At 58.3% G+C, this 19,237-nt stretch carries 18 protein-coding genes; 7 read left to right on the top strand and 11 right to left on the bottom strand.

The annotated features are described in order from the left end of the window. Window positions 1-100: 100 nt before the first annotated feature. The gene (locus tag ACESWY_RS03075) at window positions 101-1,627 is read left to right on the top strand and encodes a Y-family DNA polymerase (RefSeq protein ID WP_373093570.1); all 1,527 of its coding nucleotides are present in this window, start codon (window positions 101-103) and stop codon (window positions 1,625-1,627) included. Then, window positions 1,620-2,045, top strand: coding sequence for a hypothetical protein (locus ACESWY_RS03070; RefSeq protein ID WP_373093568.1), 426 nt, complete (start codon window positions 1,620-1,622; stop codon window positions 2,043-2,045). The genes ACESWY_RS03075 and ACESWY_RS03070 overlap by 8 nt, the downstream gene beginning before the upstream one ends. Here the strand turns inward: ACESWY_RS03070 and ACESWY_RS03065 are convergent. Further along, a complete protein-coding gene (locus ACESWY_RS03065) occupies window positions 2,042-4,576 on the bottom strand; it encodes a hypothetical protein (RefSeq protein ID WP_373093566.1) in 2,535 nt (844 codons plus the stop codon). The genes ACESWY_RS03070 and ACESWY_RS03065 overlap by 4 nt on opposite strands. 272 nt (window positions 4,577-4,848) lie before the next feature. Then, window positions 4,849-5,232 carry a heavy-metal-associated domain-containing protein gene (locus ACESWY_RS03060; protein WP_373093564.1) on the bottom strand — a complete coding sequence of 128 codons (384 nt, stop codon included), beginning with the start codon at window positions 5,230-5,232 and terminating at the stop codon, window positions 4,849-4,851. 173 nt (window positions 5,233-5,405) lie between these two features. On the opposite strand from ACESWY_RS03060, the gene ACESWY_RS03055 reads away from it, so the two are divergent. Together ACESWY_RS03055 and ACESWY_RS03050 are read left to right on the top strand one after the other, a co-directional pair. After that, window positions 5,406-6,110 (top strand): DUF3793 family protein, encoded by a 705-nt coding sequence (locus tag ACESWY_RS03055; protein ID WP_373093562.1) that lies wholly within the window; start codon window positions 5,406-5,408, stop codon window positions 6,108-6,110. Between the two features lie 46 nt (window positions 6,111-6,156). After that, window positions 6,157-6,576: a flavodoxin gene (locus ACESWY_RS03050; protein WP_373093560.1), complete on the top strand. Its 420-nt coding sequence runs from the start codon at window positions 6,157-6,159 to the stop codon at window positions 6,574-6,576. A 115-nt stretch (window positions 6,577-6,691) separates the two neighbouring features. Here ACESWY_RS03050 and ACESWY_RS03045 read toward each other — a convergent pair whose 3' ends face one another. From ACESWY_RS03045 to ACESWY_RS03020, 6 genes are all read right to left on the bottom strand, one after another. Further along, window positions 6,692-7,444 carry an amino acid ABC transporter ATP-binding protein gene (locus ACESWY_RS03045; RefSeq protein ID WP_195521917.1) on the bottom strand — a complete coding sequence of 251 codons (753 nt, stop codon included), beginning with the start codon at window positions 7,442-7,444 and terminating at the stop codon, window positions 6,692-6,694. A 12-nt stretch (window positions 7,445-7,456) separates the two neighbouring features. Then, window positions 7,457-8,818 carry an ABC transporter permease subunit gene (locus ACESWY_RS03040; protein WP_229058824.1) on the bottom strand — a complete coding sequence of 454 codons (1,362 nt, stop codon included), beginning with the start codon at window positions 8,816-8,818 and terminating at the stop codon, window positions 7,457-7,459. Between the two features lie 118 nt (window positions 8,819-8,936). Further along, window positions 8,937-9,797 carry an ABC transporter substrate-binding protein gene (locus ACESWY_RS03035; protein ID WP_099431468.1) on the bottom strand — a complete coding sequence of 287 codons (861 nt, stop codon included), beginning with the start codon at window positions 9,795-9,797 and terminating at the stop codon, window positions 8,937-8,939. A gap of 147 nt (window positions 9,798-9,944) precedes the next feature. Further along, window positions 9,945-10,811 (bottom strand): deoxyribonuclease IV, encoded by an 867-nt coding sequence (locus tag ACESWY_RS03030; RefSeq protein ID WP_195192519.1) that lies wholly within the window; start codon window positions 10,809-10,811, stop codon window positions 9,945-9,947. A gap of 152 nt (window positions 10,812-10,963) precedes the next feature. Continuing rightward, window positions 10,964-11,983, bottom strand: a complete 1,020-nt coding sequence (locus ACESWY_RS03025) for a Gfo/Idh/MocA family protein (protein ID WP_373093556.1) — start codon at window positions 11,981-11,983, stop codon at window positions 10,964-10,966. 91 nt (window positions 11,984-12,074) lie between these two features. Further along, entirely contained in the window at window positions 12,075-13,265 is a 1,191-nt protein-coding gene (locus tag ACESWY_RS03020) for an aldo/keto reductase (RefSeq protein WP_195503329.1), read from the bottom strand. A 325-nt stretch (window positions 13,266-13,590) separates the two neighbouring features. Between ACESWY_RS03020 and ACESWY_RS03015 the strand changes: the two genes are divergently transcribed. Beyond that, on the top strand, window positions 13,591-14,505 hold the full coding sequence (locus ACESWY_RS03015; protein ID WP_373093554.1) for a ketopantoate reductase family protein: 915 nt from the start codon (window positions 13,591-13,593) through the stop codon (window positions 14,503-14,505). Window positions 14,506-14,613: 108 nt separating this feature from the next. On the opposite strand, the gene ACESWY_RS03010 is transcribed toward ACESWY_RS03015, so the two are convergent. The 3 genes from ACESWY_RS03010 to ACESWY_RS03000 all read right to left on the bottom strand — a co-directional run bounded on the left by ACESWY_RS03010 (window position 14,614) and on the right by ACESWY_RS03000 (window position 17,406). Then, window positions 14,614-14,820: a hypothetical protein gene (locus ACESWY_RS03010; protein WP_035138870.1), complete on the bottom strand. Its 207-nt coding sequence runs from the start codon at window positions 14,818-14,820 to the stop codon at window positions 14,614-14,616. A gap of 186 nt (window positions 14,821-15,006) precedes the next feature. After that, a complete protein-coding gene (locus ACESWY_RS03005) occupies window positions 15,007-15,783 on the bottom strand; it encodes a hypothetical protein (RefSeq protein ID WP_373093552.1) in 777 nt (258 codons plus the stop codon). Window positions 15,784-16,095: 312 nt separating this feature from the next. Next, window positions 16,096-17,406, bottom strand: coding sequence for an O-acetylhomoserine aminocarboxypropyltransferase/cysteine synthase family protein (locus ACESWY_RS03000; protein WP_373093550.1), 1,311 nt, complete (start codon window positions 17,404-17,406; stop codon window positions 16,096-16,098). A gap of 273 nt (window positions 17,407-17,679) precedes the next feature. Here ACESWY_RS03000 and ACESWY_RS02995 point away from each other — a divergent pair, with 273 nt between their 5' ends. Beyond that, complete coding sequence (locus ACESWY_RS02995; protein WP_373093548.1) at window positions 17,680-18,582, top strand: LysR family transcriptional regulator; 903 nt, start codon at window positions 17,680-17,682, stop codon at window positions 18,580-18,582. A 48-nt stretch (window positions 18,583-18,630) separates the two neighbouring features. Beyond that, window positions 18,631-19,167: a ribonuclease HI gene (gene rnhA, locus ACESWY_RS02990; protein WP_195521723.1), complete on the top strand. Its 537-nt coding sequence runs from the start codon at window positions 18,631-18,633 to the stop codon at window positions 19,165-19,167. Window positions 19,168-19,237: the final 70 nt, after the last annotated feature.

Genomic DNA, 19,237 nt, shown 5'->3' with positions numbered 1-19,237 from the left:
AAAACCCCGATGCAACCGCGCGACCATACCCGCCAAAAAGGGACAGGTTTTGACGATGTCCGGATGAGCGGTTATTATCGAACATGTATTCGATAAGAACATGTGTTTGATGGGAGGCCGCGTGGGGCACGAGCGTCACACCTATATCTGCATCGACCTCAAGACGTTTTACGCCAGCGTCGAGTGCGTCGACCGCGGGCTCGACCCGCTCACCACCAACCTGGTCGTTGCCGACGAATCACGCGGGCGTACGACCATCTGCCTCGCCATCACACAGGCCATGAAGGACCTCGGGATACACAACCGCTGCCGTCTATTCGAGATTCCCGACGGCATCGACTACATCAAGGCCGTACCGCGCATGCAGCACTACATGGAAGTGTCGGCGCAAATCTACGGCATCTATCTGGAATTCGTCAGCCCACAGGACGTGCACGTCTACTCCATCGACGAATGCTTTATCGACGTGACGCCCTATCTGGACCTCTACCATACCGACGCTGAAGGCTTCGCCTGTATGCTGCGTGACGAGGTCCTGGGGCGCACCGGCATCACGGCAACGGTCGGCATCGGCCCCAACCTATTCCAGGCCAAGGTGGCACTCGACATTACCGCCAAGCACGTACCCAGCCGCATCGGCATACTCGACGACGAGATGTTCCACAAGGAAATCTGGCCTCACCGCCCCATCACCGACATCTGGGGCATCGGGCCCGGCGTGGCAGCACGACTCGAAAAATATGGCGTCTACGACCTGATGGGTGTCGCCGCACTCGACGAGAACCTGCTCTACGACGAGCTCGGCGTCAATGCCGAATATCTCATCGACCACGCCTTTGGGCGCGAGCCGACAACCATCGCCGATATCCAAGCCTATCGCCCACAAGCAACTTCGACCACCACAGGACAGGTGCTCTCGAAGGGTTATGCCTACGAGCAAGCCTACACCGTCTTGCGCGAGATGGTCGACAACGCCGTGTTGGACTTGGTCGATAAACACGTGGTCTGCGACAGCATCTCGCTCTTTGTGGGCTACGCGAGCGAGCGAGCCGACATACGCCGCCTCGACGCCAGCGGTACAGCGCAATATGTGGACGGATGCGGGCACCTGCGCTCGAGCACATCGAGTATCGAACCTACCGCAACCGCCGGCCCCGAGCTCGCGCCCCGTGCTCCCAAGCCCGTCCAGCGCGATGACGAACGGCGCCGCCTGGTGCGCGAAGCGCAGGCAATCGATGGCATCTTTGTGGGAGAGCATGGCGGCAAACCGCGCGGTGGCTATGCCGCACTCTTTGCGCACTCCAACGCCTCGCGAAAGCTGCCCGAGCGCACCAATTCGTTTAAGAAGATCATGGGCTATTTCGATGAGCTCTGGGCGCAGACTGTCGATCCCAAACGACCGGTCAAGCGCATCAACCTGGGCTTTAGCAATCTTGTGCCCGAGGAATTTGCCACCATCGATCTGTTCAGCGATATCGAGGCCGATGAGCGCGAGCACGACCTGGCGCGCGCCGTCCTGGCCGTGAAAGGCAAGTACGGCAAGAACGCGCTCGTCAAGGGATTAAGCTTTACCGCCGGCGCCACCGCGCGCGAACGCAACGACCAAGTTGGAGGACACCGTGCCTAAGCCCAAACAACAGCCCGTGCGCCCGCCGACCGCCTTCGAGCGCCTGGCGGACCCCGAGGGCAGACGCCGCGCCGCCGACCCCAAGCTCACTGCCAACGGTGCCGTGCGCGCCAACCGCGCCGCACAGTTTATGCCCTTTGCCGCCCTCACGGGATACTACGAACTCGTGCGTAAACAAGAGATCGCCGCCGAGCCAAAATGCGAGATCACGGAAGAAAAGGCCCTCGAGCTTTCGAAAAAGCTCGAGGGCCTCAAACGCGGCGACTTGGTGCGCGTCACCTATTACGATACATACGGCTATCGCAGCCGCACCGGCATCCTCGACGAGGTACTCCCTGCCTTCAAGCTCCTCAAGCTCCGCGACATCGCCATCGACTTCGACGATATCCAAGGCATCGAGCTGCGTGGTCGAGCCTAGCGACGAGAACGCTTGCGCAAGACGAGAGCAATGCCAAGCACTGCGGCAGCTGCAACCAGCAATCCCAAGACCAGCGTGAGGGTCGAGTCGCCAGCGTGAGGCAGCGAGCCGCCCTTCGGAGTCTTCTTAGTGGTCGTCGAAACGGTCGTCGTGGTGCTGCTCGACTGGTCTTTGCCGCCCGTCTGGCTGCCACCAGGCTGATCGCTGCCACCAAGCTGATCGCTGCCACCCGGCTGATCGCTGCCACCCGGCTGCGAAGGATCGGTGGGTTCCGTCGGATCCGGAGTACCGGGATCAATCGGATTCTCCGAATTCTCCTTGCGCTGGATCCAGACTTGGCAACCATAGAACGGGTTGGCAGTACCGAGGCACAGGCCCTGATCGGTAACGGCAAAGGTGCGCAGGCCATGGTTGTACGGATCGTTAAAACCGTTAGTCGTCAGCGTCGTAAAGTTCACGCCGTCCTCTGTCACATACATATCAAAGCCGCGCTTGGCATCGTGCAGGTAATGCATGCATGTAAGCACACTGTGCAACTTCTTGAGGTTCTCCTCGTTCAGCAGCTTATCGAGCGCATCTTGAATATCGCTCGGCAGCTCGGTGCCATAGGCATTCTCGTACTGCTGCTTCAGGCTCCCATAGCTATCGAGCATGTCCTGATACTGATCGGCAAAAGACTTGAAATACGCAATCTCGCTATCGATTTTCTGAACATAAGCAGCGTCGTCTTCAACGCCCGCGGACATCGTCGCGGCCTGATTGCAAAGATCGCCCGCAGCCTCATCCAACGCCTCGCTCAAATCGCCAAAACCCTTAGCAACCTCAGTCTTCTCGTCATCGACATCGGCAGCTTCGTTCGAATCGTCGTCCGTAAGCGTGTCCACAGGAACGATGGGGGCATCGGGCAAATTCACGTCAAGCAGGTGATCAAGCAGGTCCTTAAGGCGCTGAACCTGAGATTCCCACTCCTCGGGCGTCATATCGATAATGTCGCCATTGGAGAACTGGCCGATCGGCTCAAGCAGGCTCGCGGTATCAAAGGTACCGATATACAACTTGCCGTCGAACTTCTGCATGCGCCAAATGTACTGGTTCTCGTTTCGGCCAAAGCCCGAAGTCAGGCCGGAAATACCGCCCTCGGGGAACATGTCGGTGCGATCGCCAACGACGAGCTCCATGTTCTCGTCCTTGTCCATGCGATAGATGTTAACCGACTGCTCAAGATTGGCATTCACAAACGAGCAGTCAACGCCGCCCATGCTGCTCTTGCCGCCCTCTTCGGTGCTGGACTTGTTGAACAGGATGCGCTCGAGAGCAATCTCCTCGTCGTTGTATTCACCGATATAGAGGTAGTCGTTGTAGACGACGAGGTTGGCAGCGCCAGAACGGGTACGGGCAGGATCGATGCCAAAGCAGTACTTTGCACCGTCCGTCTCCTGATCGCCAGCAATGGGAGTCCACGAATAGCTGCCGTCGGCGTTCTTGTCGCCACGAACCATGGCAAACGACTGCATGGAATTATCATCGGGAGCGTTCTCGGGCGTACCGGTGCAGATGGTCGCATAGAGGTGGCCATTGTACGAGACCATATCCCAAATGGCGCCGCCGTAGATGCTGTCCTGATAGCGAATCGCCGGATAGTTAAACAACGTGTCCGAGTTAGCAATCTCGGTGAAGCTGTCCTGGCCCTTCGACGGGTCAGGCGACGTCAGGATTGTCGACACAAACTTACCGGCCGCGTCTTTGCCCACATTACTGATGACGAGCTGGCCATCATGGACACACATGCCGCGGATACCAGTAGAAATGCCCTGCTTGTAGGCAGCACCGTAATCTTGCATGCTCGAAAGGCCCTGATAGACAACTTTGTACTCATCCGTCTTAGGATCAATCTCATATACAGCAGGCAGGCCGCCTTTGCCGCCACTGGTCCTGACGCTGCCGCAGAAATAGAGTTTGCCCTTATAGCTCACGGCGTTGCGGAACAAAGGAGCGACGCCGTTGAGCGATTCAGAGAGTAGCAGCTTGGTCTCACCGGTCTTGGTGTTGATCTTGACCAAGATGCCGCCGCTGTCCTTGTCGGCCGTGCCGTCCTCCTTCTGCTGTCCATAGAAGAACGTGCCGTTAAACATGGCCTCCAACGTCAGGCGCATGGTCTCGACATCAAAGGAATCGCCCAGCGAACTGTTCATGAGCGTAAGCGTGTTGCCCATCGCCGCATAGCAGGTGCCCACATAAAGCCAGTCACCATAGCTCGCAGCCGCCCAAGTGTAGCTCTGGCCGCGATCGCCTTCGTTGTTGGCCGTGTTACCGTCGGTGCCCGGGACGGCAACGACACCATCACCCTGGTAGTCGACGATGCCATCAGGCTGCGACGTTCCTACCGAAGGATGCGAGAGCTTCTCAAAGGAATACCCATTTCCCGCATTGTAGGTAACGGCACCCGAAGTGCCTTCGGCATTCGCCGGCAACGGTGATGCCAAGATAGCGGCAAGCGCTGCCACTAAGCCAAGTGTTCTCACTCGTCTCATAAGGCTATAGCCTCCCCTGTCCTTAAGCCCAGTTTTAGCATTCATCATCTCTGTCCACGTTTAATTGCAATCTGAGCACAGCAATAATCAGCATATAAATATACACCTGTAATTTTCTTACGGGATAGCGGATGCTCGATTGGCCACGAATTCCGCGCGAACCGTCACCAAACTCCACTTTCTCCGCATCCGCAAGTTGTTTTTTGCGCAAATTATAGGACGTCGATAGCCCCAATGGGGAGGAGACCGGTACCCATTGGAGAGGGCGGCATCTACATTTTCATAACGAAATAGCCCGCACCTCTCACCGCCGTCTCGAGTGCCTCGCGGTCAATCGGGCGCTTCGAACGCACGCGCGCCGTATGGTCGGCATACGTCACCTTTGCCCAAACGCCATCGAGCGCATTGAGGGCATTCGTCACGTTCTGAGCGCAGCCGTCGCAACTCATGCCGCCGATAAGCAGCTCATCGCTATAGGGGTAGTGGGACGGATCAGTATCCGCAACCACTACCTTCTTGGCCTTCTTGCCGCTCGCACCATCGCTGCAGCAACTCTTCCCGTGTGTCGAAGCGGCAATGCGACGCAGTCCAAAAAACATGCCGACGGCAATGACGGTCAGCACGATGAGATTCGCAGGGTTGAGCAAGTCACTCATGCGTTCCCCTTTCAGTAGCACTATCTAGATACCCCCATGGGGTGTCCCCATCTTAACCCAAAATCATGTCCGTTCGGTCAATTAGTTTTCCTCTTCAAACTTTTTTGTTGACCATGGCTTACTTTCGTGTATAAGTTTTCCTAGGCTAACAGTTTAGATCCGTAAGGAGCGCCGTGACTCGAACCATAGACATCCCAACGTTTCAGGCAGCAGTCGTGCGCAACTGCTCTCCCACGCTCGCGGGCATCAAGCCGGCATCGCTCTTTACCTATCCAGGCACCTATGCCCACGGGGACGGCTCGACCGCAACCGAAACCATCGCAGAACGCCGAGCACGCCTGCTCAACGTTATCGCCCAGTGCAATCGCGAGCTTGACCCGTTCGGTATCCACCTGAGTGTTTTGGTCTGGCGGCCCTGCGGAGCGCTCGTGTATATGTACCGAGCCAAAAGCCTCACCACCTATTTCGCAGACCCTCGCGCCCAAACGGCGCTCGCCTCGGAAGGCTACGACACAAGAGACCTTTCGACATGCCTTGTGCATTTGGCATCACGCATCACGCTCGCGAGCAATAACGTCGCGGAATGCGCCTGTAGCCAGACTCGATGCGCACTACCCCAGCAAGCTAGCTGCAGCAACGACTGTACCTGCGAGTTTCCGCACGAAATAGGCTACTTCCTCGGATATCCCTACGACGACGTGCACGAGTTTATCGTCCAGCGCGGCGAGAACTACAAGGTCTTTGGAGCTTGGAAGGTCTACACGAATGTCGAGCAAGCGCTTGCGATGTTTGACGCCTACCGCGCTTGCACTCAATACCTCACCTTTGTCTATCAGCAGGGCTGCAGCTTGGCGCAACTTGCCCAGGCAAACCGATAGAACATAGAAGCCGCGGCAACCTGCCGCACAACTGAAAGGACTCAACATGAGCAAGATCGCCGTTGTCTACTGGAGCGGCACGGGCAACACCGAGGCCATGGCAAACTTCGTTGCCGAAGGTGCAACCGATGCCGGCGCCGAGGCAGAGGTCATCTCCTGCGCCGACTTCTCTGCCGACAAGGCCACCGAATATGATGCCTTCGCCTTCGGCTGCCCAGCCATGGGCTCCGAGGAACTCGAGTACGATGAGTTCCAGCCGATGTGGGACGAGGTCAAGGAGACGCTCGGCGACAAGAAGGTCGTCCTCTTTGGCTCCTATTCGTGGGCCGAGGGCGAGTGGATGGACAACTGGAAGGCCGACGCCGACGAGGCCGGCGTCAACGTCGTGAACTCCACCATCTGCTACGACGCGCCCGACGACGAGGGCGAGACCGCTTGCAAGGCCCTCGGAGCCGAGCTCGCGTAACGAACCCAGGGCTTCCAAGAGAGCCTGCATCAAAGCGCATCCCCATCCCTACAAAAGAGCGGGGCTGGATTCAAGTCCAGCCCCGCTCTTTTGTAACGGCACTTACATCAACCGGCTACGAGATATTGCCCAAGAACGCCTTGGTGCGCTCGCTCTTGGGGTGGTCGAAGACCTCGCTCGGCGTACCCTCTTCCACAATGACGCCTCCGTCCATAAAGACGACGCGGTCGGCGACATCGCGGGCAAAGCCCATCTCGTGCGTCACGACGATCATGGTCATGCCATCGCGTGCCAGGTCGCGCATGACACCCAGAACGTCGCGAACCAGCTCGGGATCGAGCGCCGACGTGGCCTCGTCAAAGAGCATAACGTGAGGGTTCATCGACAGGGCGCGGGCGATGGCAACGCGCTGCTGCTGGCCGCCCGAGAGCTGGCTCGGCATAAAGTCGATACGCTCGGCAAGACCGACCTTGGTCAGCTCCTCGACGGCGATCTTCTCGGCCTCTTCCTTGCTGCGCTTGAGCACCTTTTGCTGCGCAAGCATGACGTTCTTTTTGACCGACAGGTGCGGGAACAGGTTGAACTGCTGAAACACCATGCCCAAGTGCGTACGCACCTTATTGAGGTCAACGCCCTTGGCGCACACATCCACGCCCTCGACGACAATCGAACCACTCGTAGGATGCTCCAGACGATTGATGCAGCGAAGCATCGTCGACTTGCCCGAGCCCGAAGGACCCAGAACTACGACGACCTCGCCCTTATGCACATCCAGATCGATATCGCGCAGGACCACGTTATCGCCAAAGGCCTTCTGGAGGTTCTTAATGCTGACGACGACCTCGTTCGAGTTATTGATTTCGCTCATGATAGGACCTCCTTACAGACCGGCGATGTGATCGGCAGGCGTCGCGACAACCTGTCCGGCGCTCTTGGCGGGACGCTTCTTCTTGGTCTCGGTCGTACCCAAAAGCCTCGCCTCAAGACCGCTCACCAAGCGAGCGAGCGGCAGGGTGATGACCAGATAGAACAGGGCGGCAACCACGTACGGTGTAATGGAGCCCGTCGTGGCCACGATGGTACGGGCGTTCATGACGATTTCGACCACACCCACGGCGGCAAGCAGCGACGTATCCTTGTAAAGCAAGATAAACTCGCTGGTCAGCGTAGGCAAAACATTGCGGAACGTCTGCGGAATCATAACGTAGAGCAGCGTCTGGAAGGCATTCATGCCCAGAGAGCGAGCAGCCTCGTTTTGGCCCTTGGGGATCGATTGAATGCCGGCACGGAAGATCTCGCACAGGTACGCAGACGAGTTCATGGCCATGACGATAACGCCCAAAACATAGTCGTCCACCTTGACGCCGGCCAACGGCAGACCGAAGAACGCGATATAGATCTGCAGGAACGCCGGCGTACCGCGAATGATATTCACGTAGATGCCGGCGAGGCAGCGCAGGATGCGCGACTTGGAGATGCGCATAAGCGACAGGGCAAAGCCAAAGGGAATTGCCAGCGGAAACGCCACGAGCACGATCGAAAGCGACATAAGGAAGCCCTTGAAGACGATCGGCAGGCTCTGGACCAAAATGACCGGGTTCAGGAACAGGCGCAGGAACATATTGGAGTTCCACGCCTCGACCCACGGCTGCTCCTTAAGGTCGGCCAGGAAGTTATCGAAGGCCGTCACGCCCTTGATCTCCACCGACGGAATCTTGGAGATCTTCTTGGTCGAACCGTCGGCGAGCGTATAGGTGCCGCTAAAGGCCTCATCGCCGCCCTCGACGGGGAAGGTCACGCCGTAAACCTCGACGCGGAAATAGCCGCCGGCAGGCGCCGTCTCGCCAAAGTCAATCTTGAGCGTCTGGCCGTCAGCCTTGCACGTGGGCTTCATGGGCGTACGATCCATGAGGTCCTCGCCCGAGAGCATCGTCAATCGCGTGTCGTCGGTACCAAACGTCGTGCCGTCGACAAACGTCAGCGAAAGACCGCTCAGCTCCTCGTCGGCATCGGCCTGAACTTCCCAAGTGATGCGCGTCTCGGTGCCGCCGACCACATCGCTACCCGAACCGGTATTGGGTCGGGCGGTAATCTTTGCGGTCTCAAGCGCCTGGGCGGTCGTGGGCACGCAGGCCCCCGCGCATACCAGGGCGAGCGCCACAGCCAGGGCACAGGCCAGCTTTTGGAGCATCGAGGGCAGTGGAAAACGCTGCTCCGCGGCCCCTTTGTTCAGTCGAGACAAGGTGGCTCCTATCGTAGAAGTTGCCGGCAAAACGAGACGGAAACGCTCTCCGTCAAGAGAAGCGCAAAGGCCCTTTCCGCCAAAACGGAAAGGGCCCGCGCGCAATCAAGTAGTTATTTTACTTGATATTGTACTTAGCCATGAGGGCGTCGACGGTACCGTCGTCGGTCAGGTCCTTGATAGCCTGGTTGATGTCGTCCTTGAGCTTGGTGTTGCCCTGGTTGATGGCGATGGCGTACTCCTCGCCGGTGCTGATCTGCTTGATGGTCTGGCAGGTGTTGAACTGCTCGGCGGTCAGCTGGCTGGCAACGGAGCGGTTGGTGACTACGGCGTCGCCCTTATCGGACTGCAGGGCGCTGAAGCACTCGGTGGCGTCCTTGTAGGGGACGATCTTGGCCTTGGGGAAGTTCTCCTGGGCAAAGGCCTCGGCGGTCGAGCCAGACTGGACGATGATGGTAGCGTCGGCGTTGTTGAGCTTCTCGCTGTAGTTGTCGGCCGTGATGTCGGTGTTATCGACCTTGGTCACGATAGCCTGATCGTCCATGTAGTAGGAATCAGAGAAAGTGACTTCCTTCTCACGCTCGGGCGTGTCGGTGATAGCCGCGATGGAAACGTCATACTTGGCGCCCGAAGCGACGCCCGGAACCAGCGTGTCAAAGTCATTGTTGACGTACTCGACATCCAGACCCAGCTTGTCACCGATAGCCTTGATGAGCTCAAGGTCAAAGCCCTGGTAGTCGCCGTTGTCATCCTTGTACTCAAACGGCGCGTACTCGGCAGAGGTGCCGACGGTCAGCGTGCCGTCCTTGACGAGCGCGTACTCCTTGGAGCCGTCGACCTTCTCGACCTTAGCGTCGTCAGAGCTGCTGGAACCGGCATCAGAACCAGAGGTGGCGTTGGACGAACCGCAGCCCGTCAGAGCAAGGGCGAGTGCCATAGCACCCGTGGCGGCAAATGCGCCAAGCTTCTTCAGCTTCATAATCAGTCTCCTTCCGGTGACCTCGTTTGATTCAGAGGTCTGCAAAAACTGTTGGCTATTATGCACCCGGAATTACGAATCTGCAATGAGAAAACTGATTGAAACAAACCCATAACGTGAATGGAATACTCTACTTTGTGACAGTCATTACTGCTGCAATGACCTTAATAGTCTAATTTCAGCTGCATAACCTGCAAGTTCGTTCGGAGTCTCCAAAATAAACGGCAGCGAACGCAAGTGGCCATTCGATACAATATTCTGCATAACCTGCATACCGCCACCAAATTCCTCGCTGCCAAGGTATCCCTTGCCGATGCACTCGTGACGATCTTTATGGGCGCCACAAGGGTTCTTCGAATCGTTGATGTGTACGGCATGCAAGCGATCGATACCCACCACGCGGTCGAACTCGTCGAGTACGCCGTCCAGATCATGGATGATGTCGTAGCCGGCATCGCTCACATGGCAGGTGTCCAAACAAACGCCCAGCTTATCGGACAGCTCTGGGCACTTGGCGGCAACGCCCTCGATAATGCACGCCAGCTCCTCAAAGCTGCGGCCCACCTCGGTACCCTTGCCGGCCATGGTCTCGAGCAGCACCGTCGTCTGCTGGCCCTCAAACATCACCTGGCACAGGGTGTCGACAATCATCTGAATGCCGGCGTCGGAGCCCTGCCCCACATGCGCACCGGGATGGAAGTTGTAGTAGTTGCCGGGCAGCGCCTCCATGCGCCGCAGGTCCTCTGCCATGGCCTCCAGGGCAAACTCGCGCGCCCGCTCTTTGGCTGAGCAGGGGTTATAGGTATACGGGGCATGAGCCACGAGCGGGCCAAAGTCGTTTTGCTCCATAAGCTCGCGCAGGGCCGCCACGTCATCCATGTCAAGGTCTTTCGCCTTGCCGCCGCGCGGGTTGCGCGTAAAGAATGCAAAGGTATTGGCGCCAATGGACAACGCTGTCTCCCCCATTGCCCGATAGCCCTTCGTCGTCGAAAGATGGCACCCGATCGTCAGCATCTCCAGCTCCCTCCTCATCAGTTGCGGAAAAATACGGTCTATTGGTGCCTTATTTTGGCGCAAACAGACCGTATTCCACCGCAAGTTATAAAAGGGGCATCAAGAGCAAAGGCCTCCAGGCATTCCAAGCGCTGGCGCCATGCCCCCACGCCCTAAAGTTTCAAGCGAATCGCATCGATGATGTGTGCACAGCGCTGCGTGGCGGCAAGGGGCATGACGGGACTCTCGAGTTTCCCCGCCTGAATAAGCTGCGTCGCATGCTGGATTTCGCCGTAGAAATCATCGATCTCAAACGGGGCATTTATTTCTAGCGTTCGACCGTCGGAATACTTCACATGAGCGAGCTCGGGGCGATGGAGCCGCTCGATTTCCAACGAGCCCCGCTCACAGGCAATCGTTAAGCGGCTTTCATATGTTGCTTTGCCGTCGCACACCATATGAATGGGTATACCGCCGACGCTCATATGGATCTCGTCGGCCCAATCGACGCGGCCGCCCGATACGTCACGCCAGCGAACTTCACGGGAAGAAACCTCGCACGCGCCCGCGAGCAAATCCTCAAACCAACCGACTGCATAGCAGCCCATATCATATAGACAGCCGCCCTGCAACGGATCAAGCAGATAGCCCGAAGGAGGCTCGCCGTAATCGAGCTTTTGCACGCTTTCAATCGAGACAATACGGCCAAGCTCACCCGACGCAAGCAAGTCCTTCACGCGAGTGCGCATCGGGCAAAACCGATTCTTCATCGCCTCCATAAACAGCACGCCGCGCTCGCGAGAGATGGAGGCAATCGAGAGAGCCTCTTCCTCACTCAAAACGGCCGGCTTTTCGCACAGCACGGCCTTTCCGGCGCGCAGCGCGCGACAGGCCCAACGCGTATGCATGCCATGCGGAAGAGCCAAGTAGATTGCGTCGACATCGGGGTCGGCAATCAGCGCGTCATAAGCCGCATTGCCGTTATCGTCGACCGAGGCATGGCCATGCGCAGCATCGATCGAAAACGCTCGGCAAAATTCCTCGACATGTGCAGGAGTGCGGCCGGCCGCAGCCACCAGCCGTGCCCCGTCGGCCTTCTTGAGCGACGATGCAAATCGATGAGAAATGTGCCCAGCGCCCAAAATGCCCCAACGAACCTCACGCGAATCATTTCGTAAACCTCGGTCACCCACGATAGCCTCCCATCAGTTGCGGTGAAATAGTTCCTGTTGATGCCTTATTCTGCCGCAAACAGGAACTATTCCATCACAAGATATAAAAGGGTCATGAGGAGCGTGTTTTGCCGAAGGCCTTAAGCACCGCCGTCACGGGACCAGGCTGGAAACGTCGGCGCACATCGTCGAGACACTCGGGAATATCGATGTGCTGTGGGCAGTGCCGCGCGCATTTGCCGCATTTGACGCAATTGCTCACCAACTTGGGCTCGCTTGTGCGCACCGCGCTCGCCGTAAAGTATTGAGACAGCCCCGTAAACCAGCTGTGCGCATAGCTTGCGTTGTAGGCGGCAAAACATCCAGGGATATTGATGCCTTTAGGGCACGGCATGCAATAGCCGCATCCCGTGCAGGGCACGCGATTCGATTTTTCAAACTCATCCAGCACGTGCGCGATCGTGTCGAGCTGGTTGGCAGTCATCGAATTCGGCAACGCGAGGTCTGCCAGTGACGAATTCTCATCCACCTGCGCGGTATCGGTCATACCCGAAAGCAGCATCGTCACCTGAGGATGATTCCACACCCACGAAAGACCCCAGGCGGCAGGAGTGAGCAAATGCGGGTCACGGGCACTATCGAGCACAGCGCGGGCCCGTGGCGGCAGCTTGCCCGCTAAACGCCCGCCCAGCAGCGGCTCCATCACAAACACCGCGAGGCCTCGCTCGGCGGCGGCCATGAGCCCCGCTGTTCCCGCCTGATATCGCTCTCCAGCGTAATTGTACTGGATCTGGCAAAAATCCCAGTCATATGCGTCAAGCATCGTCAGGAAATCCACCGCGCTGCCGTGGTACGAAAAACCAATCTGGCGAATGCGCCCCGCCGCCTTTTGACACGCGATCCAGTCCTCAATGCCCAACGCCACCACACGTTCCCACTGGGCGGGCGAGGTAATGTTATGCATGAGGTAATAGTCGATATGGTCGGTCCGTAGGCGGCGCAGTTGCTCGTCGAAGAACCGGTCGAAATCCTCCGCGCATTTGCACGAAGCATGCGGCAGCTTGGTTGCGAGCAAAACCTGGTCGCGCAAGCCCAGGCGCTCAAGCGACGCACCCACGCACGCCTCGTTGCCGGGATAGAGATAGGCCGTGTCCAGGTAGTTAATCCCCTGCTCCACCGCGCGGGAGATGATGGCATCGGCCGTCTTCGCATCGGGGTGTCCCGGCGCACCGGGAAACCTCATGCAGCCCAGACCCAGAGCGGATATTCGGTTACCACTTTTGGGGTCAACACGGTATTGCACGGCCCCTCCCTTCGCCATCAGCGCCCCGGCAAGGCGAAACACAATGGTCACGCAGCCGAAACATCGTGGAATCGCAATCGAGAACGTATCGTAACGCAGCAGAAATCGAGCCGTCACGGCACCGCTTTAACATCAGCAAAAAGCCCGATGAAAGGAGCCGGACATGACCACGCGCATGTCTTTGCGGTCTGCCCTGCAGCGTAGCGTCCAGGCAAACGTTTCTTTTTTATAACAGCCGCCCCGCGCACCCACCAATCACCCTGGCAGCATACAATCCATCAGGCGCCCCTTACGCGGGCGCCTTTTATATGGGGAGATAATTCACATGCAGATCAACAAGGTCACCTTTATCGGCAAGGGCGGCGTCGGGCTACTCTACGGCAGTATGATCGCCCAGGCACTCGGCAACGACGCCGTCGAATACGTTATGGATGACGTCCGTTTTGAGCGTCACGCGGGCGATGCGCTCACCGTCAATGGCAAGCCCTGCGCGCTCAAGTCCGTCCGCGCCAGCGAGGCAACGCCCGCCGATCTGGTCATTCTCACGGTCAAGACGACTGGACTCAACCAAGCACTCAAGACTATGGAGCGCGTCGTGGGACCCAATACGCTCATCGCCTCGCTGTGCAACGGCATTACGAGCGAGCAGAAGATTGCCGAGCGCTTTGGCTGGGAGCATACCGTTCTTGGCATTTGCCAGGGCATGGACGCCGTGTTCCTCAACGGAGAGCTCACCTTTACCAATGCGGGCGAAATCCGCTTTGGCGCGGCGGCCGGCACCGAGCTCGCAACCGTCACCGCCATCGACGAGCTCTACACGCGCTGCGGCATCGCCCATAACGTCGAGAGCGACGTTGCGCACCGCATGTGGGCCAAACTCATGCTCAACGACGGCATCAACCAGACGTGCATGGCCTACGGCGGGACCTACGGAAGCGCCACGGAGCCGGGCTCCGAGCAGCGTCGCTGCTTTGTTTCTGCCATGCGCGAAACGCTTGCGGTCGCCAACGCCGAGGGCATTGAGCTGACCGAGGCAGACCTGACGCAGATGGTGCACCTCATCGAGGGAATCGACCCCACCGGTATGCCCTCGATGGCGCAGGACCGCATCGCGCAACGAAAAACCGAAGTCGAGGAGTTCGCGGGCACCATTTGCCGCCTGGCCGTCAAACACGATATCCAAGTGCCGCAAAACGATTGGCTCTATCAGCGCATCCGCGATATCGAGAAAAGCTGGTAGCGCCCGGCTCACCACGTCAACAGGCTCAACAGCAAAGCCGCCACAAGGAGCACTCCCCTTACGGCGGCTTTCATCTTCATCTATAACCAGTAGTCGATGTCCCGACGGTTAGAGCTGCGACTCCGACGCCTGGTCCTCATCGTCGCGACAAAGGACTACACCCGCACTTCCCAGCAGTGCGGCCGCGACCAACGCACTGACCACGATAGAGGCAGCCCCACAAGACCCCTGCATGCCCGCAACGAGCGCGGCCGTAGGACCAAGGCAGCCAAGCACCAATGCGACGGCGGCAATGGCAATATCTCGAGCGTTCACAAGACCACTTCCTCCACGAGAAAGACCTTATTTCTCATGAACTAGTGTGCCCCGCGCCCATATGCGCGACGTACCGTCACGGTAAGGGCTCTGTTAGCTCAAGCGCATACATAGAACGGGCGTCCTTACGTTGCCCTAAAGCTCGGTAAAGACGCCCGTCCGCCAAATATCCGTGATGCAGAAAAATTACCAGCCAGTGTAGTAGTCGGTGGTTCCGGCGGCGCAGCCGGAGTCATAGACCTTGCACTCGCCCTTGGAACCGGTAAACGTGGAGCCCTGAGCCTTATCACCCGCGGCCACGACGTAGTAACCATCAGAATCGCGCCAAAAGCCCTCGGAATCCTGCGTCCATTCGCCCGTGCGGTGGTGATACAACACGTTGCTGCTGTAATAAGTCTCGCGGCGGCCGTTATAGTTATTGACGCCGCTCGAGCGCGTCAGGCCCGAGCCGTTCGCGTAATACGCAGCAGACGCGTAAGACGAGCCGGAGCCGGCGTTGTAATACGAAGCCTGAACGGCCTCAGCGGCCTCGGCTTCGGCTGCGGCAGCCTCGAGCGCCTCGCGCTTGGCATCCTCAAGCGTAGAGCGAAGCTCGTCGAGCTCGGTCGACTTGGCATCGACCTCCCCCATCGTCAACAGACTACCCGCACCGTCGATGCAGCCCTGCAACACAGCGCGCTCGTCATCGGTAGCATAGTCGCCATACATATTCATAATGATCTGAGCGCGCATCTCCAGGGAATCGCGCTTTGCCCCCATCGAGGCGTTCCACTCCTGCATAGAGCCATAGCCGTCGCCGCGGTAGTCGACGGGCTGCACCAGCGTCGCCTCGGACGGCGTAGATCCGACCGTATCGGATAGTGTTGCCGCGTGGACATCAGTTGCGCCGGCGCCCGCCAAAAGTGCCACGGTCAGAGCGGCGGAAAGGGCGGCGGCTTTCGGTTTTCGTGAATCGATCCTCATGTAGCTGGAAACCTCCGTAGTGCGTTTTTGCTGCGTTTGAGCTGCGTGTGATTCGATCGCGCTGCATAGTACCCCGAGCAAATCGCGACCTGCGGTTTTACTCAAAAGGCGCACGTCAATTGCGTAAAACTCACATCCTCTCAACAGGAGTTTTCCACATCTCGATTGCATAAAGCATGCCAAAAACCCTGTAACAGCGCCCTTCCTATGCAAAAAAGGCGCCTGTGCAACCATCGTTCGCACAGGCGCCTTGAGCAGGCATTTTATGCAGTTATACCTATCGAGTCGCAAGGGGTCCTTGCACAAGTCGCCTTACTCGTCCAGCGCGGCGAAGGCCTGCTTCAGATCCCAAATGATATCCTCGGCGTTCTCGGTACCGATGGAAAGACGGATCGTGGAGGGCGTGATGTTCTGCTCGGCGAGTTCCTCGGCAGAGAGCTGGGAGTGCGTGGTGGTAGCCGGGTGCACGACGAGCGACTTGACGTCGGCCACGTTGGCGAGCAGCGAGAACACCTGCAGATGATCGATGAACTTCCAAGCTGCCTCCTGGCCGCCCTTAATCTCAAAGGTGAAGATCGAGGCACCGCCACGGGGGAAGTACTTCTGATAGAGCTCGTGATCGGGATGCTCAGGCAGGCTCGGGTGGTTCACCTTGGCGACGTGGCTGTCACCAGCCAGGAACTCAACGACCTTCTTGGTGTTCTCGACATGACGGTCAACGCGCAGCGACAGAGTCTCGGTGCCCTGGAGCAGGACCCAGGCGTTGAACGGGCTGATGCAGGCGCCCTCGTCACGCAGCAGGATAGCGCGGACATAGGTTGCGAAGGCGGCGGGACCGGCAGCCTCGGCAAACGAAACACCGTGGTAGGAGGGGTTGGGCTCAGCGATCTGGGCGTACTTTCCGCTCGCCTTCCAATCGAAGTTACCGCCGTCGACAATCATGCCGCCCAGCGAGGTGCCGTGGCCGCCGATAAACTTGGTCGCGGAGTGGACGACGATGTTGGCACCATGCTCCAGCGGACGGAACAGATACGGGGTGCCGAAGGTGTTGTCGACGACAACCGGCAGACCGTGCTTCTTGGCGATCTCGGAGATGGCGTCGATGTTGGGGATGTCGGAGTTGGGGTTGCCGAGCGTCTCGAGATAGACGACCGTGGTGTTGTCCTTGATGGCACCCTCGACCTCTTCCAGATTATGGGCATCGACAAACGTGGTCTCGACGCCAAACTGGGAGAGCGTATGCTCCAGCAGGTTGTAGGAGCCACCGTAGATGGTCTTCTGAGCCACTACGTGGTCACCGGCCTGGGCAAGAGCCTGCAGGGTATAGGTGATGGCAGCAGCACCGGAGGCGACGGCAAGACCTGCCACGCCACCCTCGAGGGCGGCGATACGGTCCTCGAAGACGCCCTGGGTGGAGTTGGTCAGACGGCCGTAGATGTTACCGGCATCGGCAAGACCAAAGCGGTCGGCGGCGTGCTGGGAGTTGCGGAACACATAGCTCGTGGTCTGGTAGATAGGCACGGCACGGGAGTCGGATGCAGGATCGGCGCTCTCCTGGCCAACGTGCAGCTGCAGGGTATCGAAACCAAAGGTGTGCTCGGGGTTGTTGATGAACTGGCTCATGATGATCTCCTTGATCGAACAAAAGTAAATAAAAAGAGAGAAGTAAGTCGCTGTCTCCTGATCACGCCGACGGGCGCAAACAGGAGCCCGGCATTCGTCTTGGTAAGCAATTCATATGCGGGCCTCCTTTCGCATCCCGGTTCCGTGGTTGGCTTAATTACCTACCACCTTTGTGTGTTTTGAATAGTACGAGCATTGTTTCCCTCGGTCAATCACTTAAAAGCGCTAACCTGTTATCTGTTTTATAGATAACAATCGAAAGGACGAGCGCCGATGACCCTCCAGCAGCTTCGTTTTCTGATCGCCGTGGCAGAGTCCGGCTCAATCAACGCCGCAGCTCAGCGCCTCTATACTGCTCAGTCCAACATCTCAAACGCCGTCAAAAGCCTGGAGCAGGAACTTCATATCGAAATTTTTACGCGCTCTAGCCGCGGTGTTGCACTCACCAACGACGGCACCGAGCTTTTGGGCTATGCGCGCCAGGTCGTAGAGCAGGCCGACATGCTCGAGGCACGCTACGAGGACGGCGGTACACCTCAGGCCCGCCTTGCCATCTCGGCCCAACACTACGCGTTTTCGGTCGAGGCCTTTGTCAACGTGGTCGAGCGCTGCCGCGACAGCAAGTTCGAGTTCATCATGCGCGAGACCACCACAGCGCAGATCATCGACGACGTGCGCGCGTTTCGCAGCGATATCGGCATCCTCTATCTGGACGACTTTAACGCCCGCGTTCTGCAGAAGGCTTTTGCCGATGCGCGCGCGAGCTTCCATCCCCTATTCGACGCGACGGTCCACGTCTTCGTTAGCGAGCGCCACCCGCTTGCCCGCCGCCCGCAGCTGTCCCTTGCCGACCTCACACCCTATACGCGCTACAGCTTTGAGCAAGGCACCTCGAACTCCTTCTATTACGCCGAGGAACCTTTTAGCTATATCCCTTGCGACCGCAACATACGAATCTCGGACCGCGGAACACTTACTAACTTACTTATCACGTCAAACGGTTACACCCTGTCGACCGGTGTCCTCTCCAATGAAATGCAATGGGGTATGGCATCGATCCCGTTAGCAGACGCCCCAACGATGCACGTAGGCTATATCATGCACGACGAGCGCAAGCCCTCTCCCCTCTTGCAGCAATACCTCGACGAGCTCAACCGCATCATCCATGCCAACTAACTGTCGGAAGACGGGGTAGAAATCGTAGATTGCTAGCCCCCGGCGGGCATGGCGCTACAATGGTCACTCACACGAAACGTACCCAACGAAAGGAAGCCCGTGAAGGTCATCATCTATACCGACGGCTCGGCCCGATCAAATCCGGGACGCGGCGGCTACGGCGCCGTGCTCAAATACACCAACCCCGCCGGCAAGACCTTCACCTCCGAGCTTTCGCGCGGCTATGCCAAGACCACCAACAACCGCATGGAGCTCATGGCGGTCATCGTGGCGCTCGAGGCACTTAACCGCCCCTGCGACGTCGAAGTCCATTCCGATTCGCAGTACGTCGTCAACGCCTTTAACAAGCACTGGATCGACGGCTGGAAAAAGCGCGGATGGAAAACCGCCAACAAGCAGCCCGTCAAGAACCGCGACCTGTGGGAGCGCCTGCTCACCGCCAAAAGCAAGCACAAGGTTGAGTTCATCTGGGTTAAGGGTCACGCCGGCCACGAGCTCAACGAGCGCTGCGATGAGCTCGCCACCACGGCGGCCGACGGCAGCAACCTCGATATCGACACCGGCTTTAACGAGAGCGACCTGTAACGGCGTTTTCGCACGCTATTTCCTGCCCCCTCGCGCTACACTCATCCTGTAAACCGAACGGCACGAGGGG

Source organism: Collinsella aerofaciens ATCC 25986 (assembly GCF_964237925.1).
Lineage (GTDB): Bacteria > Actinomycetota > Coriobacteriia > Coriobacteriales > Coriobacteriaceae > Collinsella > Collinsella aerofaciens_BJ.
This window is presented reverse-complemented; position numbering and strand designations above follow the sequence as displayed.